21 protein-coding genes and 1 tRNA gene are annotated in these 24,161 nt (G+C 65.4%); 9 read left to right on the forward strand and 13 right to left on the reverse strand.

The annotated features are described in order from the left end of the window. Positions 1-133: 133 nt before the first annotated feature. Both A8G08_RS15165 and A8G08_RS15170 read left to right on the forward strand, forming a co-directional pair. On the forward strand, positions 134-775 hold the full coding sequence (locus A8G08_RS15165; protein ID WP_084436298.1) for a recombinase family protein: 642 nt from the start codon (positions 134-136) through the stop codon (positions 773-775). After that, a complete protein-coding gene (locus A8G08_RS15170; protein WP_068275545.1) occupies positions 775-2,256 on the forward strand; it encodes a tyrosine-type recombinase/integrase in 1,482 nt (493 codons plus the stop codon). The genes A8G08_RS15165 and A8G08_RS15170 overlap by 1 nt, the downstream gene beginning before the upstream one ends. Positions 2,257-2,288: 32 nt before the next feature. Here the strand turns inward: A8G08_RS15170 and A8G08_RS15175 are convergent, their stop codons facing one another. From A8G08_RS15175 to A8G08_RS15200, 6 genes are all read right to left on the reverse strand, one after another. Further along, positions 2,289-3,350 carry an LPO_1073/Vpar_1526 family protein gene (locus A8G08_RS15175; RefSeq protein ID WP_068275550.1) on the reverse strand — a complete coding sequence of 354 codons (1,062 nt, stop codon included), beginning with the start codon at positions 3,348-3,350 and terminating at the stop codon, positions 2,289-2,291. After that, positions 3,347-3,631: a hypothetical protein gene (locus A8G08_RS15180; RefSeq protein WP_068275556.1), complete on the reverse strand. Its 285-nt coding sequence runs from the start codon at positions 3,629-3,631 to the stop codon at positions 3,347-3,349. Before A8G08_RS15180 ends, A8G08_RS15175 begins: the two co-directional genes overlap by 4 nt. Before the next feature lie 285 nt (positions 3,632-3,916). Then, positions 3,917-3,990: transfer RNA gene (locus A8G08_RS15185), tRNA-Gly, on the reverse strand. A gap of 116 nt (positions 3,991-4,106) precedes the next feature. Next, complete coding sequence (locus A8G08_RS15190) at positions 4,107-4,784, reverse strand: MspA family porin (RefSeq protein ID WP_068275558.1); 678 nt, start codon at positions 4,782-4,784, stop codon at positions 4,107-4,109. Between the two features lie 59 nt (positions 4,785-4,843). After that, entirely contained in the window at positions 4,844-5,512 is a 669-nt protein-coding gene (locus A8G08_RS15195) for an MspA family porin (RefSeq protein ID WP_068275561.1), read from the reverse strand. A gap of 161 nt (positions 5,513-5,673) precedes the next feature. Then, entirely contained in the window at positions 5,674-6,195 is a 522-nt protein-coding gene (locus A8G08_RS15200; protein WP_084436300.1) for a hypothetical protein, read from the reverse strand. A gap of 144 nt (positions 6,196-6,339) precedes the next feature. Between A8G08_RS15200 and dcd the strand changes: the two genes are divergently transcribed. From dcd to A8G08_RS15220, 4 genes are all read left to right on the forward strand, one after another. Next, positions 6,340-6,906, forward strand: a complete 567-nt coding sequence (gene dcd, locus A8G08_RS15205) for a dCTP deaminase (RefSeq protein WP_068275564.1) — start codon at positions 6,340-6,342, stop codon at positions 6,904-6,906. Positions 6,907-7,227: 321 nt separating this feature from the next. Continuing rightward, positions 7,228-8,652 carry a sugar transferase gene (locus A8G08_RS15210; protein ID WP_068275670.1) on the forward strand — a complete coding sequence of 475 codons (1,425 nt, stop codon included), beginning with the start codon at positions 7,228-7,230 and terminating at the stop codon, positions 8,650-8,652. Positions 8,653-8,786: 134 nt separating this feature from the next. Continuing rightward, on the forward strand, positions 8,787-10,106 hold the full coding sequence (locus A8G08_RS15215; protein WP_068275567.1) for a UDP-glucose dehydrogenase family protein: 1,320 nt from the start codon (positions 8,787-8,789) through the stop codon (positions 10,104-10,106). A 199-nt stretch (positions 10,107-10,305) separates the two neighbouring features. Then, positions 10,306-11,613: a DUF7159 family protein gene (locus A8G08_RS15220; protein WP_483757014.1), complete on the forward strand. Its 1,308-nt coding sequence runs from the start codon at positions 10,306-10,308 to the stop codon at positions 11,611-11,613. A gap of 33 nt (positions 11,614-11,646) precedes the next feature. Here A8G08_RS15220 and A8G08_RS15225 read toward each other — a convergent pair whose 3' ends face one another. From A8G08_RS15225 to A8G08_RS15250, 6 genes are all read right to left on the reverse strand, one after another. Then, on the reverse strand, positions 11,647-13,113 hold the full coding sequence (locus A8G08_RS15225) for a YibE/F family protein (protein WP_084436306.1): 1,467 nt from the start codon (positions 13,111-13,113) through the stop codon (positions 11,647-11,649). 303 nt (positions 13,114-13,416) lie between these two features. Next, the gene (locus tag A8G08_RS15230; protein WP_425394562.1) at positions 13,417-14,676 is read right to left on the reverse strand and encodes a pyridoxal phosphate-dependent aminotransferase; all 1,260 of its coding nucleotides are present in this window, start codon (positions 14,674-14,676) and stop codon (positions 13,417-13,419) included. Positions 14,677-14,737: 61 nt separating this feature from the next. Continuing rightward, the gene (locus A8G08_RS15235) at positions 14,738-15,244 is read right to left on the reverse strand and encodes a DUF2231 domain-containing protein (protein ID WP_068275579.1); all 507 of its coding nucleotides are present in this window, start codon (positions 15,242-15,244) and stop codon (positions 14,738-14,740) included. 75 nt (positions 15,245-15,319) lie between these two features. Then, the gene (locus A8G08_RS15240) at positions 15,320-16,270 is read right to left on the reverse strand and encodes a dioxygenase family protein (RefSeq protein WP_068275582.1); all 951 of its coding nucleotides are present in this window, start codon (positions 16,268-16,270) and stop codon (positions 15,320-15,322) included. Positions 16,271-16,388: 118 nt separating this feature from the next. Next, entirely contained in the window at positions 16,389-17,177 is a 789-nt protein-coding gene (locus A8G08_RS15245; protein WP_068275585.1) for an ABC transporter permease subunit, read from the reverse strand. Next, entirely contained in the window at positions 17,167-18,078 is a 912-nt protein-coding gene (locus A8G08_RS15250; RefSeq protein WP_068275587.1) for an ABC transporter ATP-binding protein, read from the reverse strand. Before A8G08_RS15250 ends, A8G08_RS15245 begins: the two co-directional genes overlap by 11 nt. A 148-nt stretch (positions 18,079-18,226) precedes the next feature. Here A8G08_RS15250 and A8G08_RS15255 point away from each other — a divergent pair, with 148 nt between their 5' ends. After that, positions 18,227-18,862 carry a hypothetical protein gene (locus A8G08_RS15255; protein ID WP_245672844.1) on the forward strand — a complete coding sequence of 212 codons (636 nt, stop codon included), beginning with the start codon at positions 18,227-18,229 and terminating at the stop codon, positions 18,860-18,862. 80 nt (positions 18,863-18,942) lie between these two features. On the opposite strand, the gene A8G08_RS15260 is transcribed toward A8G08_RS15255, so the two are convergent. Further along, positions 18,943-22,245: a (Fe-S)-binding protein gene (locus A8G08_RS15260; protein ID WP_068275588.1), complete on the reverse strand. Its 3,303-nt coding sequence runs from the start codon at positions 22,243-22,245 to the stop codon at positions 18,943-18,945. Between the two features lie 414 nt (positions 22,246-22,659). Between A8G08_RS15260 and A8G08_RS15265 the strand changes: the two genes are divergently transcribed. After that, the gene (locus A8G08_RS15265) at positions 22,660-23,355 is read left to right on the forward strand and encodes a DUF8020 domain-containing protein (protein ID WP_068275591.1); all 696 of its coding nucleotides are present in this window, start codon (positions 22,660-22,662) and stop codon (positions 23,353-23,355) included. Positions 23,356-23,448: 93 nt separating this feature from the next. Further along, entirely contained in the window at positions 23,449-24,153 is a 705-nt protein-coding gene (locus A8G08_RS15270) for a DUF8020 domain-containing protein (RefSeq protein WP_068275594.1), read from the forward strand. Positions 24,154-24,161: the final 8 nt, after the last annotated feature.

Below are 24,161 nucleotides of genomic sequence, written 5' to 3' on the forward strand. Positions count from 1 at the left end.
CATCGAGCGCGAAACATCAAGCGAGACAACATCACTCGGCGTCAAGGAAAGGTTGACGCGGGTAGTGTGGGTAGTGGTAAACGCCAAATGCCCGGTTGACGTTTACCACCACCGACCAAGGGAGACAGCGCAAGTGAAGATCATCGGCTACGTGCGAGTCAGCACAAAGGATCAGGCTGCAGAGGGCTACGGCCTCGCGGCACAGCGAGAAGCGTTGGAGCAGTGGTGCATTGCCAATAATCACGACCTTCTCACTGTCGCAACTGACGTCGTCAGCGGCGGCAAGGCATCGAAGATGCACGGACGAGACGTTGCGGTCGCGGCAATCGAGCACGGCCTGGCCGACGCACTGCTGGTGCGGGCACTGGACCGCGCGACCCGCAGTCAGCTGGACTTCGCCGCGCTGGTGAAGCGAGCAGAGGACTATGGTTGGCGACTTCTCGACTGCGAAGGTGGCGACAGCAGCGACCCCAATCAGCGCATCGTCATGGACGTGAAGAACAGCGTCGCCGCCGAGGAGAAGCGACGCATCAGCCTGCGAACGAAGGAAGGGCTGGCACGTGCTCGCCGCGAGGGTAAGGCGTTGGGCCGTCCTCGGCTGATCAGCAAGCCCATCGAGCGCCGCATCCAGGTACTGGCAGACCGCGGCCTCGGCGCTAAGGCCATCGCCGCCCAGCTGACCGCCGACGGAATCCCCACGCCCCGAGGCGGAACGGAGTGGAGCCACGCCACGGTGCGCGACGTGCTGGCCCGGATGGCGAAGGCGGCAGCGTAATGGCTCACATCAGAACCCGAACCATCACGCAGCAGCACCGCAACGGGCGAGCCGTCACCCACCACGAGGTCCGGTGGCGTGAGGACGTGCGAGACGAACGTGGGCTGCCAATCCCGGTGGACCTCGCGCACCCGGAAGGCCGTAAGCAGCAGCGCACCCGGCAACGGTCCTTCCACGACAAGGACGCCGCCGAGCGCTTCCGGGACGAGCTCAACGCCGCCAAGCATCGGCCGGGCGGCGTGGTCGTCCCGAAGGACCAACTGTTCGCGTACGCGGCGGAAGCGTGGCTCGCCAGCCGCACCGACCTGAAGCCGCGCACGCGCGGCGAGTACGAGAACCTACTCAGCCCGAAGAAGGGCGCCCGCAAGGACGCCCACGGCAACAGCACCGCGCACCTGTCGATCATTGCCACGTTCGGCGGTAAGGCCGTCGGCAGCATCACGCGGCAGCAGATCGCCGAATGGGTGCAGGCGCTCACCGCGGCAGGCAAGAAGCCCAGCACCGTTCGGCACGCCTATTTCGTCGTGAGGATGGTGCTGGAACAGGCCGTGGTGGACGGGCTACTGCGCGACAACCCAGCCGATCATGTGAAGCTGCCCAGCGAGCGCACCGCCACAAGCGGCACGCCCGGCGTCGTCGACGACCCCGACATGTTCCTTACCGCCGAGCAGGTCGGCTCGCTACAGGCCGCAACGCCGTGGCCGTACAACGTGCTGGTGCACCTCGCGGCGTGGAGTGGCCTGCGCGCCGCCGAGTTAGGCGGACTGCAAGTGGGCGACGTGGAACTACCTGCGCGGCAGGTCAACCCCAATGCGCGCCCGAAGCCCGCGACGCTACGTGTAGACCGCACCCTCAGCCCCAGACCGACAGGCGGCTACGACACCCCCAAGACGCGGGGGAGCCGGCGACGAGTGCCGCTGCCCCCGGCGACGGTGGAGATGCTGCGCGATTACCTGGCGCTGCACCCCCGCGCCGACGATCCCACCGCGCCGTTGTTCCCGGCGTTCCGGCTGACCGCGCCGAAGCGCCGAGGTCTCGTCCGGATCGAGGGCGACACCCCCGAGCCTGCCAGCATCAAGGCCCACCGAAACGCCGAGGCCCTGGCCGCGCTCACCGTGGACGATTTCGAGCAGCGGCTGGAACTGGACTGGAACAGCCCCACGCGGCATCAGAACTTCTACAAGGCGGTGTTCCGTCCAGCGGTGTTGCGCGCCAACCGAATCGTCGCCGAACAGCGACAGGGTCGGGCGCTCCCTCCCGCCCTCAAGTTCCACGCGCTGCGGCACACCTACGTGAGCCTATGTGTTGCGGCGGGTATCCAGCCGTTGGAGATCGCCAAAATCGCCGGACACGCCCGGGTCACCACCACGCTCAGCGTCTACGCGCACCTGTTCGAGGACGATCACACGGACGCGATGGCGGCGCTAGGGGCTATGGGGCCGCCTACGATCGGAGCGAACGTGGTGCGATTACGGGGTTAGCGCCCGGAAAGGCGGGTTAAGTAACCGTCGTGCTATTCAAGAAGCTCATCAAGCGATATCTCCGGATTGTGCCTGCGCCATGCCGCATGGCCGATTGCGATTCCAACGGAATTAGGCCGGTAGTCCATCGCCCGTGATTCCTGCATTACGTCCAAGAATGCGGCGAGCTCGGGCCAATGTTTACGGCAAGATTCACGAATCTGTTGAGGCTCGAGATCGCATTTGTTCAATAGTCGCTCCAAGGCTCCCGCAGATCGCGTTGCATTGTAGGGATCGGCGCGCCTGTTTGCGACGATCCGCCGTGCTTCCGCTAACTTGATCCTGAACAGATTTTCGTTTTCGGGGAGCGGCTCAAAGTATTGCCCACCTTCCCGCGGTGGCATTGTATACAGTTTCAGTTCCGGCTCCAGAGAGTCTAACGAGAACCCTTTCACGAACACGCCCGGGTAGCCGTTCGCCAGCCATTGGTAGGGGCTCGCGGAGACCGGTCGCTCGGACACTACCCCAAGCGCGCTCATGTACTCGTACTCCGCAGACCTTTGCGGAATGCGACCGTAGTACGGCGTGAGTTGCGTATGAAGGAAGTCAAAGACGTCCGAACCGCTCGTGGGATAGTCGTCGACTTCGACCCAAAGCACGTTCAGAATTGAGACCAGGCCGTCAATTTGGCTAGGCGTCAATTTGGAAGCTACTTCGACTGCCTGATTGAGGACGATATCGTTCAGGCTCCTTGGCTCCTCGGCTGCCATGGCGATAAGGAAATCTGCCAGCATCTCAGCCAATTCTTGGTCGCCGTTTTCGACGTACTGCCGCTGCGCTTTGTAGGTTGCCGACAACATCCTCGCGGTATCGAAATTATTGATGCTTTGTTGCGGCGCTTCAGATAGCTTGGCAAGAAATAGATTGGCGAACTCGTCGATGCGTCGATGTACTTCTTCCAGCGCCCGACCATTGAGGGTTAAGTAATTCTCGTAGAAAACGCCCTTAGCGATATCACGTGCCTCTTGGGCCGTGATTCCGTAGTTGTGGACTTCAAGCGATTGTCCTTGGTAGAGGTTTGAATTATCTCCACCCTCCTGATGCTGATCTTTCACGAAGTCCGATCACCCATCCCACCGTTGATCGTGATGTTGTGGCCCTGCACAAGATTGGAATTCTTGCCAGCCTTCTGAACTTGCTTGACCCCACCACCGAGCAGCGGTCGCGGGCCATCGGATGTGGGCCAAGGAAACGACAGCAGCACTCCGATAACGAGAAGTGCGCCGAGGGCGAGCAGGACCCAGCGTGGCCAGGATGTGAGGACTGGTGGTGCGCTGATCGCGATCGCAATCAGCGCGATGATGGTGGTGCCCAACCATGGCCAGTACTTGCGCACGCATCCTCCGTCGGCATCTTGCGGGTGACCTCTCCGAAGATTCTTCCACGCAGCACTGACAATTCGGGCGAACGTACCGGGCGCGTGGAGGTACGGGCCGGGTCAGCGACTTATCTGCTATCGCACGCTAACGCCTGTACCAGTGCAAGGTGGGGGGCTCCGTTACCGCCGGCGAACCCTTCAACGGGGCTCGCCGCGCCACCACGTGGAGTGTATAAGGAGTGTGCGGCGGGTCGCTGGAGCCGAGCGGAGAACCGGGAAACACCGCTCTACCTGCGGTGATCGTGGAGCCGATGACGGGAATCGAACCCGCGTATTCAGCTTGGGAAGCTGATGTTCTGCCATTGAACTACATCGGCCTGCGCCGGAGCGCTTCGCAACTCTAGCAAAGTTGCCCCGGCTGTCCGGCGATTGCCCGAACCGGCGCCGGGTGCGCAGCTCAGAGCCTGCGCACCCGACTGTCGGCCTGGAGAAATCAGCCCATGCTGAACGGCTGGCCCCACAGCGTGACCCTGCTGGAGACAGACTCCGTGCTCACGCTGACCTTGACGTACGAGCGGGCCTGCGCGTAGCCGGCGCAGCCGCTGATCCCGAGGGTCGAGCCGGTCCAGGAGACGGAGCCGCGGTTACCCGTGAACTCGTTCATCCGGGAGTGGGACTCGCCGCCGAACGAGTCGGCCTTTTCGAGGTCGAGCAGGCTGTAGTTCACCGCCTGGCCGGGGCCGATCGTGATCGAGCCGCCGGTACCGGCCGACGGGCTCATCGGAGTTGCGCCGGCGGCCAGGTCCTCCCACGAGGTACTCATGCCCATGTCACTACCGGCCTCGCCGCCCAGCGTGAGCTGGCACGCGACGATGTAGCCGGGTTCGATCCGGCCGCCCTCGGCGTTCGGGCCGCTCAGCTCGACGCGGGTCTTGCCGCTCACCCACACATTGCGGTGCAGCGGCGTCGCGCCCATCGAGGGCGAGATGGTCGCGGACTCGCCGGTGCGGGTCACGGTGACCACGGTGCCGTCGACGAGCGTCTCGGTGATCGAGCCGTCCGGCAGCGGTACGAATGTGTCCGCATTGGCGGCGCCGGCGGAGAAGAAACCGATCGCAATCGCGGTCGCGCATCCGATGCCGGCCGCCCGCACGATGGTGTTGTTGTTCATTTGTCCTCTTGTCTCGAGTTCGCTTGCGCGAGAAGTACTTCAGTGATTGCGGAAGTGGCTCAGCCGATGCTGAACGGCTGGCCGTACAGCGTCGTCTTCGAGTAGTCGTTGCCAACGATCTCGACGACCGTGTACGCGCGGGCCTGCGCGTAACCGCCGCAGTTCTGAATCTCGAGCTGGGTGTCGCGGTACTGCACCGAGTAGGTCCCGTTCTTCTTGATGTCCTTTCCGCCGACACCGACGAACTTCACCTCGCCGGCGGCTAGCGGCACCGACAGCGAACTCGACATGGACGGGCCGTCGAGGTCCATCGACATGCCCATCGATCCGCCGAGTCCGTTGATGTCCACCTGGCAGCCGACGACGTAGCCGGTGCTGATGCGCGAAACCCCGTGCGTGGACGAGTTGTTCGTGCCGGGGGAGTTGTCCGCTCCGTTCCATGGGCCGGCTTCGCCCTCGCCTTGGATCGTGGTGACGTCGGCAGTGACGATCCCCGACACCCAGACCACCCGGCCAGCGCCGTTTGCGGCGAGCGACGGGGAGACCAGCGCGCCTTCGCCGGTTCGGGTGATCGTGACGCCGTCGCCGACCATGTGGCCGTCGGGCAATTTGACGAAGGTATCGGCGTTGGCGGCGCCGGCCGAGAGTAGGCCGATGGCGACGGCGGTCGCGGCTGCGACGCCGAAAGGCCGTGCGGCGCAGCGCAGGGCGGAATTGGTCGAGTTCATGTGAGCTCTTTCGATAGGCAGCCGAGGCGAAAGCCGGCGGCTGAAAGCAAACGGATGCCGCGCCGCGCACATCGAGGCGCGCGGCGAATCCGTGAGTGAAGGTTCAAGTGGGCAGACGAAAGCGGCCGTGCACCGAAGCGGTGACGGAGAGCGGCTCGCGCCTACGCGGCCTCGGGCGGGGCGCGGGTGCCGACGCGCGCGCCGACGAGCACCCAGCGCGCGAAACGGGGGACGTACTGCGGCCGGGCCGCCGCTACGACTGCGACCGGAAGGGCGGCGAAAAGCGCAGGGACGATCCGGGCCAAAGCTGACACCGCGAAAGCCCACGCCCGGCCGCCGCCGCGCACGAGCACTGCACATGCGGCTGCCGCGATTACGTGGGCAAACAGCATCCCCGGGGTGACCGCCGCGGCATGGACATGGTCTGCGCCGAGGCTCAGGGTCGTGTGGCCGACGGGCTGAGCAGCTACGAGCGCGCCCATCAGTACCAGAAGCTCGTGGCGCTCGGCGCGGATGTTCGCGACGATCGCACCGATTGCCACGCAGCCGAGCAGGAGGATCACGATCGACGGTTCGGTCGGGCGCCCGCCGCCGAGCGCGTGGGCGGCGACAGCCAGTGACGCCGACACCGCGCCGACGAACGCTCCGCGCAGCCGCGCGATCAGCGTCCCCCCGTACGTCACGAGCGGGACGATACCTGCACTTACTACGCGGCCTAGTACGTGGTCATCGGTATTGGCGCCAACCGAACTCGGGTGAGTGGCACCCGTCACTACGCTCCCGGAGGGAGTAGTTGAGCGCCGGTTCGCCGCGGATAGGCTGCACGCATGCTGCTCTCCGACCGCGACATCCGGGCCTCGCTAGCTTCGGGCCGACTTGGGATCGAACCCTTCGACGAGTCGCTGGTGCAGCCGTCGAGCGTCGACGTTCGCCTCGACAGCCTGTTCCGTGTTTTCAACAACACGCGCTACACCCATATCGACCCCGCGCAGCGGCAGGACGAGCTGACCACACTCGTGGAGCCCGCACCCGGCGAACCGTTTGTGTTGCATCCCGGGGAGTTCGTGCTTGGGTCAACGCTCGAGGTGTGCAGCCTGCCCGACGACCTCGCCGGTCGGCTGGAGGGCAAGTCGAGCCTCGGCCGACTGGGTTTGCTGACGCACTCCACCGCCGGGTTTATCGACCCCGGATTCAGCGGTCACATCACCCTCGAGTTGTCGAATGTGGCGAATTTGCCGATCACTCTGTGGCCGGGAATGAAGATCGGCCAGTTGTGCCTACTCCGACTCACCAGTGCGGCCGAGTTTCCGTACGGCAGCCCCCGGGCCGGTTCGAAGTACCAAGGTCAGCGCGGCCCGACCCCATCGAAGGCGTACTTGAACTTCGTTAGGTGATGTAACTGTAACTTAACGAAACATGTTGTTACTAGAAGTTCGCTGAGTAAGGTTCAACCTTTTGTAACGAAGCGCTCGATATGTGCGACACGCGGTTATACGATCAGTTCGCAACCGCCTGCGCTAGGGGTTAACTAGCCCCGCCGCGTGGATACACTCCCCAAGGTTGGTGGGTTAATAATGACCTACGGCGCTCCCATTGGAGAAGCAGCCGATCTACCAGGGCGTTCGAGACTGTTCTTCCGAGGTGATCGAGCGGCCTATCTCCGCTCCCGGCTAGCAGTGCGTGCCGGTTTGCGGACCGCCCGGGAACGTTGGCAGATGGAATATGTCCGCAACCTTGTAGCAACCGATGTCGTCGCAGTTTGCGTGGCGGTAGCCGTGGCGCAGGTTGTCCGCTTCGGTTCCAGCGCCGAGACCACCGACTTGGATTGGGCACCGAACTCGAGCGTGGGCTACTCGTTCGTCTCCGTGATCCTGATGCTGTGCTGGGTCGGCTTCCTTGCGCTGTTCAACACGCGTTCCCCACGGGTGATCGGCGCCGGTGCCGAGGAGTACCGGCTGATCGCATCGGCCACGTTCCGGCTGTTCGGAGTTATCGCGATCGTCGCGTTGCTCCTCCGGATGGACATTGCCCGCGGCTACCTCGCCATCGCCTTCCCGCTCGGCCTGCTGCTGTTGCTGATCAACCGGCGCGCCTGGCGCAAGTACGCGGTCGCGCAGCGACGGTACGAGCGCTACCTGACCGCAGTGCTCGTCGTCGGTGGGCAACGCGCGGTTTCCGGCATGGCCCAGGCGTTTGTTCGGGATGAGACGCTCGGCTACACCGTCGTCGGTGCCTGCACGCCGGAGGGACCGACCGAGGAGCAGGACTCGATCGAGGTCGATGGGGTGCAGATTCCGATTGTCGGCCCGGACAACGAGATCGTCACTGCTGTGAAGCGCACAGGCGCCGACACGGTTGCCCTCACCGCGACCGACCATCTGCAACCGGCCCAGATCAAGGCGTTGGTGTGGAGCCTCGAGGAACTCGGCGTGGATCTGATCGTGACGCCCGGACTCGTCGATATCGCCGGACAGCGGTTGCGCAGCAGGCCGGTGGCCGAGATGCCAATGCTGCACATCGAGAAGCCGCAGTACGACCGCGCCAAGTCGATCTCCAAGCAGAGCTTCGACTTTGCCTTCGCCTTCCTCGCACTGCTCCTGATCCTGCCGGTGCTGCTTTTCGTCGCCGCCGCCGTGAAGTTGAGCACCCGCGGACCGGTGTTTTATTTGTCGGAGCGCATCGGACTCGATGGCAGGCCGTTCCGGATGATCAAGTTCCGCAGCATGTATGAGGACGCGGACAAGCACCTGGACGCGTTGGTCAGCCAGAACGAGGGTGCAGGCCCGCTGTTCAAATTGCACGATGATCCGCGCGTGACTCCGATCGGCCGGGTGCTGCGCAAGTTCAGCATCGATGAGCTGCCGCAGTTCCTCAATGTGTTGGCCGGACAGATGAGCGTCGTCGGTCCACGCCCGCCGTTGCGCAGCGAGGTCGAGAAATACGACGGGCATGTGCGCCGCCGGATGCTCGTGCGGCCGGGCGTCACCGGCCTGTGGCAGATCTCCGGCCGGTCCGATCTCTCGTGGGATGAGGCGGTTCGCCTCGACCTCTCATATGTCGAGAACTGGTCGATGATGCAGGACCTGCAGATCATCAAGCGCACCCTTGGCGTGGTGACGCGCAGCGAAGGCGCGTACTAGCAGTCGGCTCAGCGCGGCGGAAACGCCGGTGGTACGGGCCTCTCACCTGCGGCGCACCCGTTGTACATCCGGAGTTGTCCGGTTCCTCGCGTCGCTGATGCGGTCCGCTAACCGGCGACACATATCAATCGACTATGCGATGCACCGTGTTCGGAACCGGGTATCTGGGCGCCACGCACGCCGCGTGCATGGCCGAACTCGGCCACGAGGTGCTCGGCGTCGATATCGACGCGGGCAAAGTGGCCAAGCTCGGCGCGGGGGAGGTGCCGTTCTACGAGCCGGGGCTCGGCGATGTGTTGCGCCGCAATGTCGACGCGGGCAGGCTGCGCTTCACCACCTCGTACGACGATGCGGCCGATTTCGGCGATGTTCATTTCCTCGGTGTCGGAACTCCGCAGAAGAAGGGCGAGTTCGGCGCCGACCTCCGGCATGTCGATGCGGTTGTGGACACCCTGGCGCCGAGGTTGTCGCGCCCAGCCGTCCTGGTCGGCAAATCGACGGTTCCGGTTGGTACCGCGGCGCAGATAACGAAGCGGATTCGGCGGGACCTGCCGAACGCCGATATCGAGGTCGCCTGGAATCCGGAGTTTCTGCGGGAGGGCTTCGCCGTCGAGGACACGCTGCGGCCCGACCGGGTCGTTCTCGGCGTCGACGAATCTGCGGGCGGACGCGCCGAACCGCTGATCCGCGAGTTGTACGCGCCGCTGCTCGACGCCGGAGTGCCCTTCCTGGTCACCGACCTGGCCACGGCCGAGTTGGTGAAGGTGTCCGCGAATGCGTTTCTGGCCACCAAGGTCTCGTTCATCAACGCGGTTGCAGAGGTCTGCGAGGCAACAGGCGCGGACGTCGTCGCGCTGGCCGACGCCCTCGGCCACGACTCGCGGATCGGGCGGCGGTTCCTCAACGCGGGTCTCGGCTTCGGCGGCGGCTGCCTGCCGAAGGACATCCGCGCGTTCATGGCGCGCGCCGGCGAGCTGGGCGCCGACCATGCACTCGCGTTTCTGCGCGAGGTCGATCACATCAACATGCGACGCCGCACGAAGCTTGTTGAGCTCACCGCCGCGGCCTGCGGTGGTTCACTGCTCGGCGCGAACGTGGCGGTCCTCGGTGCCGCGTTCAAGCCGGAGTCGGACGATGTCCGGGACTCGCCGGCGCTGAACGTTGCCGGCATGGTGCAGCTCAACGGCGCGGCGGTGACCGTGTACGACCCGAAGGCGATGGACAACTCGCGGCGACTGTTCCCGACCCTGAACTACGCCACCTCGACCCTCGAGGCATGCGAGCGCGCCGATGTCGTGCTGCTACTCACCGAGTGGCCGGAGTTCGTCGGCCTCGATCCGGAGCGGCTTGGCGAAGTCGTGCGGAAGCGGTCGATGATCGACGGCCGAAATTGCCTCGACCCGCAGCGCTGGCGAGCGCAGGATTGGACGTATCGCGGACTCGGCCGGCCCTGAGGTCTGGCCTCGCCCAAGCGCCTACGGGACGGCAAACCGGCTGGCCGCGTGAACAATCGGGTCCACGGATGGTCACGATCAGGACAGCCTCGGCAACTGTGTCCTACGTCACCACTATGCGTGGGCTACGGTGCCACTACGGTGTGCCATGTCGGCGCGCGACGCGGGGGGTAGGACGGTTTTAGGGAACAGGCAGCGTATGCGTTCGGTACTTGGTGTTTCGATGGGCATGAGCGCCATTCACATGGCGCGGCCCGGCTCTGCGTCCAGCGGACACCCGGTGAACTTCAACCTGCAGCAGGTCGACGTGGACGGGCATCGTCCCGAAGATCTCACCGCCGAGATCATCGGTGTCGCGCTGGCCGGCGACAACGGGATCGACGCGACGGCCATTGCCTGTCGGCAGGACGGCCGGGCGGATGCGCTGCGTACTGCGCTCACCCAGGAACGGCTGGGCAATTACCAGTTGGTTCCCGAAGTCCTTGCTGCCCTCGAGTTGTTCGCCGCCACCGGTGAATTGAATGGCTACGAGTGCGTTGCGCTGTACGACCTCGGCAGTTCGGGACTGTCCATCAGCATCGTCGACACCGAGCGCAAGATCGTGCACGGCGCCGAGCGCAGCACACAGATCAACGGGCGCGCATTCGACGCCATGATCGGCGAAGGGCAGATCGCGAGCGGGCGGCTCGCGCTGCCGGCCGACCCTTCCGGGTTCGCCAGCCTGGACCGGGTGTGCCGCGAGGCGAAGGAGCAGCTCTCCACCAGTACTGCGGTGGCCCTACCGGCGCCAGAGGGTCTGGTGCTGCTGTCCCGCACGGACTTCGAGTCCTTGATTGCCCCGATGATCGAGGGGTCGGCGCGCATGCTGCGCGACACGGTGGCCCGTGCCCGCAAGCCGGTCGAAGCGATCGTGCTGATCGGCGGAGGCGCCCGCATCCCACTGGTCGCGACAGTGCTGCGCAACATGATGGGTCTGCCGGTCATCGTCCCCGAGGGTCCGGAGACGGTTGCGGCCCGCGGTGCTGCGCTGCTCGCGCATCCCGTGTCGCGGCGCCGAGCCTGGCAGGACAGTCGCGAGACGTCCGGTCCTCGTGGTGTTGCAGAGAAGATTCGCCGCCGTCGTGAGCTCACCTCCGCGGCTATCGCGGTCGGTGGGCTCGGTCTGCTTGTCGTCCTGGGGCTGAGCCTCGGGACGTCGAGCCTGTTCGGTGGCGGGTCCGACAACAAATCGACCACGACCAACACGACTCCGTCGAGTGGCGCGTTCAGCGGGTTGCCGGGCGGGCAGCCTGCCGGAGTGGCGCCGATTGTTGCGCCACCGCCGCCGCCCCCGGTGGCCACCACCTCGGCGCCGCCCGAGGCACCTGCCGTGACGTGGGACGAGGAGTACGAGGCTCCGGCCCCGCCGCCGCCACCGCGACCCGGTCCCAACACCTTCTCGGTGCCGGGGCTACCGCCCATCGTCGTGCCGACGCTCCCACCGCTGCCGCCACTGCGATTCCCCTGACGCGACAGCGTTGATCCGCTGCTGCGCTGCGACCTAATCGCGTGATCGGTGCGCGCCGCCCGATCGGCGCGGTGGTGCTGGAGGCGCGGTCCGCGGATTGGGTTCTGTGCGTTCGTCGTCCACATAGCGCGCCGAGCGCGGCGTGCCCTCAGTGCGCGCCGAGCGCGGCATGCCCTCAGTGCGAGCGACGCGCGGTGTAGCGCCGGTTCGTGCCGGGCGGGCTGTGCTGTCGGCACGGGAAGTGCCCGCCGTTCTCCCGGCGCGCAGCGTGCCGAACGGGCGAGCCAGGATGACCGCGATCCCGGTGGTGAGCGGAACCGACAGTGCGAGCGCGATACCGCCGACGGCCGAGCGTGCGATCTCAATAGCGACGGCATCACCGACCAGCACATCGTTGACCGAGCGCCCGGCGACACTGAACAACAGCAACAGCGGAAGAGCTCCGCCCGCATAGGCGAAGACGAGCGTGTAGACGGTGCTGGCGATATGGTCGCGGCCCACCCGCATCGTCGCCGTGAAAACCGTGCGCCGAGTGGAGTCGGGGTCGAGGGCGGCGAGCTCGAACGCTGCCGATGCCTGGGTGATCGTGACGTCGTTGAGCACACCAATCGTGCCGATGATGAAACCGGCGAGCAGCAACCCGGTGATGCTGACGTGCTGGAGGTATGTCGCGACGTTGGTGTTCTGCTCCTCCGACAGTCCGGTCAGATGCGTCAGCCGAATGGTGGCCCAGGACAGGACAGCCGCGAGCAGCATGGCGGCGAGTGTCCCGAGCAACGCGGAGCTGGTGCGCATGCTCACTCCATGAGCGAGGTACAGCACGACGTAGAGGATGACTCCGCCCGCGACGAGCGCCACCGGGATCGCGGGCTTGCCGTCGAGGAGGGCCGGCAGCAGGAATGTGACCACCACGGCGAAGGTGAACAGCAAGCCGAGCAGCGCGCGGAATCCTCGCCACCGCGCGACCACGATGATGACGAGGGCGAACACGAGGACGATGGCGAGCAACGGGAACCCTCGCGCGTAGTCGTCGAACCCGTAAATGGTGGTGCCGCTCGCGTCGGTTCCCCGGACCACCCGAATGTTGTCGCCTACGCGCAGGTCCGGCTGGCCCGGGCCCGGCGCGATTTCGAACAGTGTCTTGGTGCCGGCGTTCGGGCCGGATTCGATCGCGATCACGCTGCGCGTGCAGTCGTAGGACGACATCGGCGGCGGAGTCGGCGCACCGCCGAAAACGCGTCCGGCAGAAGGACTGCCGCACGGGCCGATGCTCTGACCGACGACGGTCGCCGCCTCCGTCACGACCGCGCCGCCCGACGCGTTCTGGAACGGCAACGGAATATCGACGGTCTGCTGGCTCGGCCAGAGGATGACCAAACCGGCCAGCACTACCACGCCGAGCGCGACGACGGTGCCGATGACGATCCGAGCTGCGTTCTGGCCGATCGCGATTGGCCCGTCGTGGCCGTGGCCGTGGCCGTGACCGTGGTGGCTACTCATGCGAGTTTGTGAACGAGGGTGAGGCGCACCGCAGCGAGCATAGTGAGCGCGGCTGAACGACTACGAAATTTGCGTGGGGTGGCGGAGAGCAAGGGGGGGTGTCTCCGCCACCCGCCGGACGGCCAGGGGGTGGGCGGTCCGGATGGGCACTTGGTGCCACGGCACAATGTAACTCATCGTTACCCACAACCGCCATACGGTTTGTTTTTCGTTTTAAGAACATTCGTGTGCGCTGTTTCGTGGGAAACGAGCGGCGCCGGTCGGCGTGTACATCCGCACGCAACCGGCGCCGGGCAAGCCGCGTTACTGCGAGTACGACGCGAGGAAGTTGCCGAACCGCTCGATCGCCACGGCGAGATCGCGGGCCCACGGAAGGGTCACGATGCGCAGGTGGTCGTGGTTCGGCCAGTTGAAGCCGGTGCCCTGGACTACCAGGATCTTCTCCTGCAGCAGCAGGTCCTGCACCAGCTTCTCGTCGTTGTGGATCTCGTAGACGTTCGGGTCCAGGCGCGGGAATGCGTACAGCGCGCCGCGCGGCTTCACACATGTCACGCCGGGGATCATGTTGAGCTTCTCCCAGGCAACATCACGCTGCTCCAGCAGTCGCCCGCCGGGCAGGATGAGGTCTTCGATGCTCTGGTGCCCGCCGAGCGCCACCTGAATCGCGTGCTGCGCCGGGACGTTCGGGCACAACCTGGACGACGCGAGCAGATCGATTCCCTCGATGAACCCGGCCGCGTGCTCCTTCGGCCCGGTGATGGCGAGCCAGCCGGCGCGGTACCCGGCCACCCGGTAGGCCTTGGAGAGCCCGTTGAACGTGAGGCACAACAGATCCGGCGCCAGGCTCGCGAGCGAAACGTGCTTCGCGTCGTCGTAGAGGATCTTGTCGTAGATCTCGTCGGCGAGCAGCAGCAGCTGATGCTTGCGCGCGAGATCGACGATCTGCTGCAGCACCTCCGCCGAATACACCGCACCGGTCGGGTTATTCGGATTGATGACCAGCAGTGCCTTGGTCTTATCGGTGATCTTGGATTCGATATCGGCGATGTCGGGTTGCCAGTCGTTGGACTCGTCGCACAGGTAGTGCACGGGCGTGCCGCCGGCGAGGCTGGTCATTGCCGTCCACAGCGGGTAGTCCGGCGCAGGGATAAGCACCTCGTCGCCGTTGTTCAGCAGCGCCTGCATGGTGATGGTGATCAGCTCGGACACCCCGTTGCCGAGGTACACGCTGTCCACGTCGAGTTCGGGGAACCCGGGGACGAGTTCGTACCGGGTCACGATCGCGCGGCGCGCGGGGAGGATGCCCTTGGACTCGGAGTAGCCCTGCGCGTACGGCAGCGCGGCGATCATGTCGCGCATGATCACGTCGGGCGCATCGAACCCGAACGGCGCGGGGTTGCCGATGTTGAGCTTGAGGATGCGGTGTCCCTCGGCCTCCAGGCGTGCTGCGTGTGCGTGTACCGGGCCCCGGATCTCGTATACGACGTTCTGCAGTTTCGAGGATTGCTCCAGCACGCGCGGCGTGCGGTGCGGGTGGGGGCCGGGGTTACTCACGGGTTCAATGGTGCCATTTGTTGTCCAGCGATTTTCCATTGCCTCATAACTCACCAGGCCGGACGGTGTTCTACAGGAGTGCGGATTCCATCGGTCCAGGTGTGTTGTCCACGGCCGGGGCGGACTTCACGACATCTCCCCAGACGGCCTTCGAGCCGCTGTCGCCGATCCGATAAAGCTGCACGCAACCGAGCACGCCGACGACAATGGTGAGCACCGCGACGACGACAGTCAGCGCGGCGGCGTTGGCCTTGCGCTCCCGCCAGTGCAGCACCGCGATCGCCAGTGCCACGACCAGAAGTGCGATCGCGATCCAGATCGCGGTCTCACCGAGTTCGGCGTGATCCCGGACGAACGGCGGGTTGCCGAGATAGTCGTTGAACCACTCGCCGGCGTCCTCGGTGTAGCGGACCAGCACGACGAGACCGGCGCTCAGCACGATCGGCACCCACCACAGCAGGTCGCGGAGTTGCCGCCAGAGCACGAGCGCGATCTCCAGCACGACTGTGACCGGGATGAGAACGACGACGAAGTGCACCAGAAGGACGTGGGCCGGAAGGTCGTTGATCGTCGACATGACGCTCCTCGCGGGAATCGGCTGATGCGGACACGCTCGATCCAGCATGGGGGTTCAACGCCCGCTACGCCCGGTTTACCGGGGCGGCGGTCCGCCCGGTCCGCCGCCGCGTCCACCGCCGGCGGGTGGCTGGCCGCCGGTCGGCGCGGTGGTGGTGTCGACTCCTGCAGTCAGGGCGACGGTGTATCCGGAGGCGGCATCGCCGCTCACGGTCGCGATCTGGCTGGCACCACCGTCGTCGGAGAAGACGTTGTCGCTGGCGAGGGTCACTCGGGCGAGGTTGCGCACGGATGCCTCATAGCCAGTCGTGGCGTAGACCACGTCGCAGACGTGCTTCGGCAGGGCGACCTGGGAGGTGGCGATGGCGGCGTTGGAGTCCGTGATCGAGGACTGATCTGGGTAGACCTCGAAGTGGATATGCGGCCACCGCCCGCTGTAGCAGGCCGGGACGATGCTGGTGAACATCACCTTGCCGGAAGAGTCGGCGACCTGGACACCGCGCAGGTAGTTCTGATCGGTGACGCCATCCGAATACATCGAGTAGCCGCCCGCACGGTCGCAATGCCAGACGTACACCGCGACGCCCTCGAACGGCACACCGCCACCGGCGAGGTCGAGGATTGTCAGCTCCAATGTCATCGGCACGCCGGCGGCGGTGCCGGTGGCATCGCCGAAGCTCGAACGGATGTCGCCGCGCACGATGCCGCTCTGCTCGAGTACGTCGGGCCCGTTGGAGCCGTCACCGGGGTACGGCCCGGCAGTCTCGTCCGGAATCTCGATCAGCGCGGAGGTCGACGCCGCAGTGCTGGTGGTCGCGGACGTGGATCCGGTTGAACTGTTCGACCCGCCGCACGCTGTGAGACCGACGGTGGCCGCTCCGATGCCCAAGGCGCCCAGCATCCGGCGCCGGCTGAGCAACGTATGCACGTCGAAGCCGAGGCCCTGGTCGACAACCTCCTCGCCCGGCCGTGGGAGTGTGCGCTCCTCGTACGTGGTGCCGGGTGTGCCCTTGTCTCGGTGTGCCATTGCGTCTCCTCGTGATCGGCGTCGGTCGACGGCGCCGAGTTGGTCCAGTGGCGAGTCTGCGCGCGGTACCGGCGAGCGAGCTGGCTTCAGCCTGGGAGGTCGCTGTGAGTGGCCAAGGTCAGTGGATATCGAGACGGTCGAATGCGGCCAGTGCCGCAGTCAGCAGCAACACGACGGCGGCCAGCAGAATCAGCGCCCAACCCAACACGAAACCGGTCTGGAGCTGGTTGTCGCCGATCGCGTAGAAGAACGGCGAGACATATTTGGCCGGCTCGAGCCATTCCACCACCGGTGCAAGCGAATTGATCAGGTAGGACGCTGCGGCGATCGAGGTCGCGACGCCGAGTGCAGTGCCGCGACTGCCGGTGGACGCGCCGACCAGCATTGCGAGGGCACCGAAAAGCAAGGCGAGCAGCAATGTTCCGATGGTGACACCCATCAGGTTGCCGAAATCGACGATCACATCGAAGGCCCGGCCGATCAGCACACACACCGTCGTAACCACCATGACCGGGATCGTGAGCGCGATCATCGCGGCGAACTTCTCCAGCCCGATCCGCCGACGGGACAACGGCAGCGCTGCGACAACGCCGAGCGCCTCGTCCTCGTCCTGCCCGGCGATGCACGATGCGCCGTAGCCGATGGTCAATAGCAGCATGATGACCGGCAGAAAGTTGTTGTACAGGTTCGCGTTCAGCCACCCGACCGGTGAGGTGATGTCGCCGCTGATGCCGAAAAGCGCCGCCATCGTCTGACTGTCCTGGGCGAAGCTGTCGAGGTTGTCGGCGTTCTTGAACGAGGGGTACAGCGCGACGATCACGAGCGTGTACAGACCCATCCCAATCGCGTAGCCGATCAGCGACCGACGGCGCAGCAGCAGGTCGAGGCCGGTGACGTCAGTGCGCATCGGGCGCCTCCCGGTAGTAGGCGAGGAACAGCTCTTCGAGGTCGGCGCGGCGCGCACCGAGGTCGATCGGGTCGAGGTCGGCGGCCGCGTGCAGCACGGGCGCGATGGCGCCGGTGACCGAAAGTGTCAGCAGCCCATCGGTATAGCTGCGCACGGTGACGCCGTCCAGATTGGCGAACCGACCTGGGTCGATGGTCTGCTCGAAAGCGAACTCGATTGTTCGCGGCGCGGCGCGGCGCAGGTTCTCCACCGTATCGGTGACAACGAGGCGGCCTTCCTTGATGATCGCCACGCGGTACGCGAGTCGCTGCACCTCGTCGAGTTCGTGCGACGACAGGAACACCGTGCGGCCCTCGGTGGCACACTCGGCGACCAGTCGCGCGAACTCGTCCTGCAGCAACGGATCCAGGCCGGACGTCGGTTCATCGAGCACGAGCAGGTCGGGCTGGTGCATGAATGCCATCACCAGACCGATCTTCTGGCGGTTGCCCTTCGACAACGTCCGGACCGGAGTGTCGATCTCGGCACCGAACCGATCGATGAGTTCGTCCCTGAGGCGCAGGTCGGTCAGCCCGCGGATGCGCGCCGCGCGATCGATATGTTGCCGCCCGCTGAGTTGGGCGAAGAGTTTGAGATCGCCTGGCAGGTAGCCGATCCGGCCAAGCATTGCGGTGGAGTCGTGGGTGGGGTCGTGTCCGAGCACACGCATGCTGCCCGAGGTGGGCCGGTACAGGCCGAGCAGCAGTCGGATGGTGGTGGATTTACCGGCGCCGTTCGGCCCAAGGAATCCGAATACCTCGCCTTCGGCGACGTCGAAACTTACATCGGAGATGCCCCGGCGTTCACCGAAACGGCGAGTCAGGCTGTCGACACTGACGACTGGGGACTCGGCAGCAGTCACACGGCTGACTGTAAGTGGCACGACCCCTGGATGCAGCCGGATGCGCAAACCGCCGCGACGCACCTCGGGATGAACGTGGGCCAATTCGGGGGTCGCGTGGGCCTCGGTGCGCGAAGATCAAATAGGGGTTGCCAAGGAGAGGACGCCGATGACGACCAATCCGCCTGCAGCGGGTGCCGACCCGCCGATGGACGCCGACCTGACGCTGTTCCAGAAGTTGCAGCGCAATCCTGTCTACGGATTCGCGCCGTGGATCATCTACTGGGTTGTCGCCAATAGCCCGAGCACCTGGCTGTATGGGGCGCTGGCCGCTGCTATCGCCGCGATCGTGCTCGCGATTCCCGACGCTCGAGCGCGCAAGCTGAAGATCCTCGACGTCGCGACGGCGATCTTCTTCGTCGTGCTGTTCCTTATCGGCCTGTTCGTCGGGGCCGAGGATCGGGATTGGATGGACACCTACTCGAATCCGCTCTCCAGCGGTGCGCTGGCGCTGATCGCGTTGGGTTCGTTGGCGTTCGTGCCCTTCACCGAGCAATACGCTCGGGAATCGACGCCGGAGGAATACTGGAACGAGCCGACCTTCAAACACATCAACCGGGTGCTGACCCTGATGTGGGGGTTGGTTTTTGCCGCGATCGCGATCTGTGGACTTCTCGCCGTCAAGGTGCCCGAAACGGACGACTGGACCAACTGGGTCATTCCGGTCGCGTTGTTGGTGGGCGCATTCAAGTTCACCGCGTGGTACCCGGATAAGGTCACCGGCGGTCTGCCGGAGCAGCAGTAACCGGGTCTGACAAGAAATCGCCGTGTGCGGGCTGATGCCCGCACACGGCGATTGTTGTATTCGTTTGTCCCGGTTGCGCTCTAGGAGCGGCGGCCCGGAGCCTTCGCGCCGGCCTTGAAACCGAGGCCACCCGGCTTCGCAGCCGGGGGTGCGGCCTGCTCTGCAGGTGCCGTCTCCCCGTTGGGGGACTCGGCCTGAGCGGGCTCAGCCTCGGCTGGTGCCACAGCCGCAGCTGGTGCCGCGGGCTCGGGCTCGGGCTCGGCGGCCGGTGCCGGTGCCGCAGCGGCAGGCGCTGCCGCAGTCGGCCGAGCACCCGGCTTCTTGAACCCGGACTTCACGGCCAGGCCCTTCGCTGCCACGGTCGGCTTCGACTCGGCCGCAGGTGCCGCAGTAGGAGCCGAAGCTTCCGTGGGTGCCGCGGCTTCTGCTGCCGGAGCGGCAGTTTCGGCCGGAGCAGCGGTTTCGGTCGGTGGAGCCGGCTTGCCGGGTGCCTTCGCGCCGGGCTTCTTGAAGCCTGACTTCACGGCCAAGCCCTTGGCAGCGACCGTCGGCTTCGACTCGGCGGGTGCCTCGGCTGCAGGCGCAGCCGCGGCTGCAGGTGCCGACTCGGCTGCAGGTGCCGACTCGGCCGGTGCTGCTGTTGCGGGCTTGCCGGGTGCCTTGGCGCCGGGCTTCTTGAACCCGGACTTCATGGCGAGGCCCTTGGCGGCCACAGCCGGCTTCGACTCGGCGGGTGCTTCCGCAGCGGTCGCAGCCTCGGCGGCGGGTGCCGCTTCGGCGGGAGCGGCGGCAGGCTTGGCGCCCGGTGCCTTCGCACCCGGTGCCTTGGCCAGGCCCTTCATCGCCAGGCCCTTGGCCTTCGGAGCCTCGGCGGCGGGTGCCTCGGCGGACGCCTCGGTCGCGGCAGGCTTGCCGGGTGCTTTCGCTCCGGGTGCCTTCGCGCCCGGGGCCTTCGCGAGACCCTTCATGGCCAGGCCCTTGGCAGGTGCGGCGGCGGCCGTGGCGGCCGCAGCCTCTGCGACCGGCTCGACGCGCTCTGCTTCTTCGACCTCGGAAACAACCTCGGTTTCGGCGTTCGACACCACCGGAGCAGGCTCGGCCTGCGCAGGCTCAGCCTTGGGCTTCGGAATGACCTTGATGTTCTCGCCGAGCTGGATCGGATCGAGCCGCGTGATCGAGTCGAGCATCAGCTGCGCGACGTCGACAACCTCAACCTTGTCGCCCTCGATGCTGTCCTGGCGGGCGGTGGCACCGTCACTGAGCATGACGCGGCAGAACGGGCAGCCGGTCGCGATCTTGCCCGGGCCGGAACCGTTCGCCGACTCGGTGAGCGTGTTCAGCGCCTCGTCGACACGGTCAACATTGATCCGCTTGCCGAGCTGCTCTTCCATCCACATGCGAGCGCCACCGGCGCCACAGCACATGGAACGTTCGCCGTGGCGAGGCATCTCGTTCAGCTTGGATCCGGAGGCTTCCATCAGCTCACGCGGAGCGTCGTAGACCTTGTTGTGCCGGCCCAGGTAGCACGGATCGTGGTACGTGACGTTCTGTCCGCCGCCGACCGGTGCGACCGGAACCAGCTTATTCGCGCGCACGAGGCGGTTGAGCAGCTGCGTGTGGTGGACCACCTCATAGTTCCCGCCGACCTGCGGGTACTCGTTGTTGAGCGCGTTGAAGCAGTGCGCACAGGTCACGACGATCTTGCGCTTCTTGTCCTCGACGCCCTCGAAGACCGAGTTCAGGAGCTCGATGTTCTGCAACGCGAGCTGCTGGAACAGGAACTCGTTGCCGGCGCGGCGAGCAGAGTCGCCGGTGCAGGTCTCGTCGGCACCGAGCACCATGAACTTCGTGCCCGCGGTCGCGAGCAGTTCGGCCACGGCCTTGGTGGTCTTCTTCGCGCGGTCCTCGTAGGCGCCGGCGCAGCCGACCCAGAACAGGTACTCGTAATCCTCGAAGGAATCCGCATCCTGGCCGAACACCGGGATCTCGAAGTCCATCTCGTTGATCCAGTTGAGCCGGTCCTTGGCGTTCTGGCCCCAGGGGTTGCCCTTGTTCTCGAGGTTCTTGAACAGACCGGCGAGCTCGGACGGGAACTCCGATTCGATGAGCACCTGGTAGCGGCGCATATCGATGATGTGGTCTACGTGCTCGATGTCCACCGGGCACTGCTCGACGCACGCGCCACAGGTGGTGCAGCTCCACAGCACCTCGGGATCGATGATGCCGTTCGCCTCTGCGTCGCCGACCAGCGGTCGCTCGGCCTCGGCCTTGGCGGCGTCGGAGATCTTGGCCAGCGCCGCATCGTTGACGTTGCCCTCGGCGTCGACCAGGCCGATTTCGTCGCCGCCCATATCCTTGCGGCCACCGGCCAGCAGGTACGGCGCCTTCGCGTAGCCGTGGTCGCGCAGCGACATGATCAGCAGCTTGGGCGAGAGCGGCTTACCGGTGTTCCATGCGGGGCACTGGGACTGGCAGCGACCACACTCGGTACAGGTGGTGAAGTCGAGCCAGCCCTTCCAGCTGAAGTGCTCGATCGCGCCCGCACCGAGGGTGTCGGTATCGGGGTCGACGTTCTCCATGTCGAGGGCACGGCCCTTCGACATCATCGGCTTGGCCGCACCGAGCGCGACGTCGCCGTCCTTCTCACGCTTGAAGTAGATGTTCGGGAAGGCGCTGAAGCGGTGCCAGGCCACACCCCAGGTGATGTTGCGGCCGACGAGCAGCAGCCAGATCATGCCCGACATCAGCTTGACGAACGCGAAGATCGAAACCATCACGACGCTGGCCGGGAGCAGCTTGGCCAGGTTCATCGTGAAGAAGTCGGTGGCGGCGTTGCTGTGTCCGTACGTGGCGATCTTGCCGGCCTTGACGAAGATCATGCCCAGGCCCTCGATGAGCACGACGTACTCGACGAAGTAGGCGGGGCCGAACTTCGAGCCGCTGAAGCGGGACAGCCGCTCCGGGAGGCGCGGGTGGTTCAGCTGGCGAATGACGATCAGGGTGACGATGCCGACGACGGTGGCGATACCGAGGAGCTCGTCCATCAGGTGGTACAGCCGCCAGTTGCCGAAGATCGGCCAGTGGAACTCGGGGTTGAACGTCTGCCCGTAGGCCTCAAACCAGAAGATCGCGCCGGCGAGGAAGCCGACCATGACGCCCCAGTGCGCCCAGCCGACGGTCCGGAACTTGACCATGCGGGTGTGCGCGAGGAACTCGACGATCATCCGCTTGAAGCGGGGGATGAACGGACGCCAACGGTCGGGTGCGGGCTGGCCGACCGCGATGGTGCGACCCATCCGTACCGCGCCGTCGAGGAATGACGCCCAACAGAGCAGGCTCAGGAGCAAGCCAACCGTGCCCAACGTGATCGTCAGGGCATTCATGTCGCGACCTTTCGTTCCTTGGGCAGCGCCGTGCCACCTGGTCAGCCCGTTATCCTAGTCTCGACTAAGTTACTTTCCAGTAACTTAGGCCTTCCAGTCTACGATCTTCGGCCGGTCGCGCGCAGGTAGGCGCGGTAACGACGCGATTCGAGGTTGCGGTACGGGCTGCCGCAGTTGCGTCCCGTCAGGGTATGTGGTGCTGCCGTGGTCGATTAGCGAAGGTCAGGCTAAGTAGCAAGTCCCATCTTTGGGATTTGCTATGCAATTGCCCGAACCTGAGATATGTTCGTGACGAGTGCGCAATCTCACACTGGACTTGGGGGTCGCCGTGTGGGATAGGGGGAGCTTCAGGGCTCAGTGCTGATCTCTTCGCGTGCCGATACTGGCCAGCCAACGGAAAGACAGAAGCCCAACATGAAGTTCACTCGCACTTTGGCGATCGCTTCAGTGGTCGTTGCCTCGGCTGTGGTGGGGGCCGGCACTACCTACGCATCTCCAGCTCCTGCTCAGGACATCCGTTACCACCTGAATCTCGTCGACAAGTCCGTCGTCATGACCCTCGACAACGGCACTTTCACAATGGCCGCGGACCGCCAAATGTTCGAAATCGCCGATTCCGTCGGAAATCCGGTAGTGAAATTACCGCTGTCCTTCGGTCTCGACAGCGTTTCGCACCCGCTTAACGCGGCGATCGAGGGCAACGGCACAGTGCTGAAGCTGACGCCCGATATGGATCCAGCGAAGGCTCGATCCCTTGTGCGGCCGGTGGCCTCACAGCTCGAGAACGAGCGCGCGCTGTCGATGTTCAATACCGCGCTCGGCGCCGGCGCCGGGGTCGGCAGCCTCGTCGGCACGGCGGTCGGCCTTGTGGTGGGCACGCTTATCGGCGCGACCACCTGCCTCACTGTGATCGCCTGCATCCCGGGTCTGGTAGCCGGCGCAGCGCTCGGTGGCATCCTGGGAACAATCATCGTTGGTGGACCCGTGTTGGTCGTAGCGGCGATCGACCTGATTTCGACGTTGGCTGCGCCTCCGGGAACGACGAAGTACAACTACCCGGCTCCTGCTCCGGCTCCGTTGCCCGCCCCCGCGCCCGCTCCCGCGCCATAATCAATTCAGCTTCACGACGGCACCGTCGAAAGGCCGAGCGCCGCCGCACCATTTCTGTCCATCGGCTCCAGATCAAGGAAAGTCAGGACCTAAATGAAGCTCACGCGCATCGCGGCGATCGTCTCGATGGTCGTCGCCTCGGCTGTTGTGGGGGTGGGCACCACCTACGCCGCGCCGCCTCCACCTCCCGGTCAGCAAATCCACTACAACGTCAAGCTGGTGGACAAGACGGTCGTCGCCACACTCGACGGCGGCATATTCAAGATCACTACGGATCGGCAGTCGTTCGAAATCGCCGATCCCGCCGGCAATCCGGTGCTGCGAATGCCCTTGTCCTTCGGGATCGACAGCGTCGCGCACCCGCTCAATGGCGCGATCGAGGGCAACGGCACGGTGCTCAAGCTCACGCCCGATATGGACCCGGCGAAGGCGCGCCCCTTTGTGCGGCCGGTGGCCTCGCCGGTTGAGGACCAGCGCGCGTTGAATATGTTCACGTCCTACTTCGCCGTCGGGACAGCCGTCGGCTCGTTCATCGGCACTGCGGTCGGTGTCGTGGCAGGCGCGATCATCGGCTGTCTGCTCGGGGCGCCGTTCTTCGGCCTCGGTTGCATTCCGGCAGCGACCGTGGGTGCTTCGCTGGGCGGCATTCTCGGAACGATCGTTGTCGGTGGGCCGGTGCTGGTCGCCTCCGCAGTCGATCTCATCACGACATTGACTGCGCCCCCGGGAACGACGAAGTACAACTACCAGACCCCCGCTCCGGTTGCACCTGTTCCTCCACCGCCTCCCAAGCCGTAGAACCGACT

The sequence above is a fragment of the Aldersonia kunmingensis genome (assembly GCF_001646865.1).
Lineage (GTDB): Bacteria > Actinomycetota > Actinomycetes > Mycobacteriales > Mycobacteriaceae > Aldersonia > Aldersonia kunmingensis.

Bases quoted from the DNA above. Each gene is read 5' to 3' on its own strand.
- A8G08_RS15235 (WP_068275579.1), bottom strand. From the start codon at position 15,244: ATGTCGACGATCAACGACCTTCCGGCCCACGTCCTTCTGGTGCACTTC.
- A8G08_RS15245 (WP_068275585.1), bottom strand. From the start codon at position 17,177: ATGCGCACTGACGTCACCGGCCTCGACCTGCTGCTGCGCCGTCGGTCG.
- A8G08_RS15170 (WP_068275545.1), top strand. From the start codon at position 775: ATGGCTCACATCAGAACCCGAACCATCACGCAGCAGCACCGCAACGGG.
- A8G08_RS15195 (WP_068275561.1), bottom strand. From the start codon at position 5,512: ATGAACTCGACCAATTCCGCCCTGCGCTGCGCCGCACGGCCTTTCGGC.
- A8G08_RS15260 (WP_068275588.1), bottom strand. From the start codon at position 22,245: ATGAATGCCCTGACGATCACGTTGGGCACGGTTGGCTTGCTCCTGAGC.
- A8G08_RS15255 (WP_245672844.1), top strand. From the start codon at position 18,227: ATGACGACCAATCCGCCTGCAGCGGGTGCCGACCCGCCGATGGACGCC.
- A8G08_RS15270 (WP_068275594.1), top strand. From the start codon at position 23,449: ATGAAGCTCACGCGCATCGCGGCGATCGTCTCGATGGTCGTCGCCTCG.
- A8G08_RS15215 (WP_068275567.1), top strand. From the start codon at position 8,787: ATGCGATGCACCGTGTTCGGAACCGGGTATCTGGGCGCCACGCACGCC.
- A8G08_RS15190 (WP_068275558.1), bottom strand. From the start codon at position 4,784: ATGAACAACAACACCATCGTGCGGGCGGCCGGCATCGGATGCGCGACC.
- A8G08_RS15210 (WP_068275670.1), top strand. From the start codon at position 7,228: ATGGAATATGTCCGCAACCTTGTAGCAACCGATGTCGTCGCAGTTTGC.
- dcd (WP_068275564.1), top strand. From the start codon at position 6,340: ATGCTGCTCTCCGACCGCGACATCCGGGCCTCGCTAGCTTCGGGCCGA.
- A8G08_RS15265 (WP_068275591.1), top strand. From the start codon at position 22,660: ATGAAGTTCACTCGCACTTTGGCGATCGCTTCAGTGGTCGTTGCCTCG.
- A8G08_RS15240 (WP_068275582.1), bottom strand. From the start codon at position 16,270: ATGGCACACCGAGACAAGGGCACACCCGGCACCACGTACGAGGAGCGC.
- A8G08_RS15225 (WP_084436306.1), bottom strand. From the start codon at position 13,113: ATGAGTAGCCACCACGGTCACGGCCACGGCCACGGCCACGACGGGCCA.
- A8G08_RS15220 (WP_483757014.1), top strand. From the start codon at position 10,306: ATGCGTTCGGTACTTGGTGTTTCGATGGGCATGAGCGCCATTCACATG.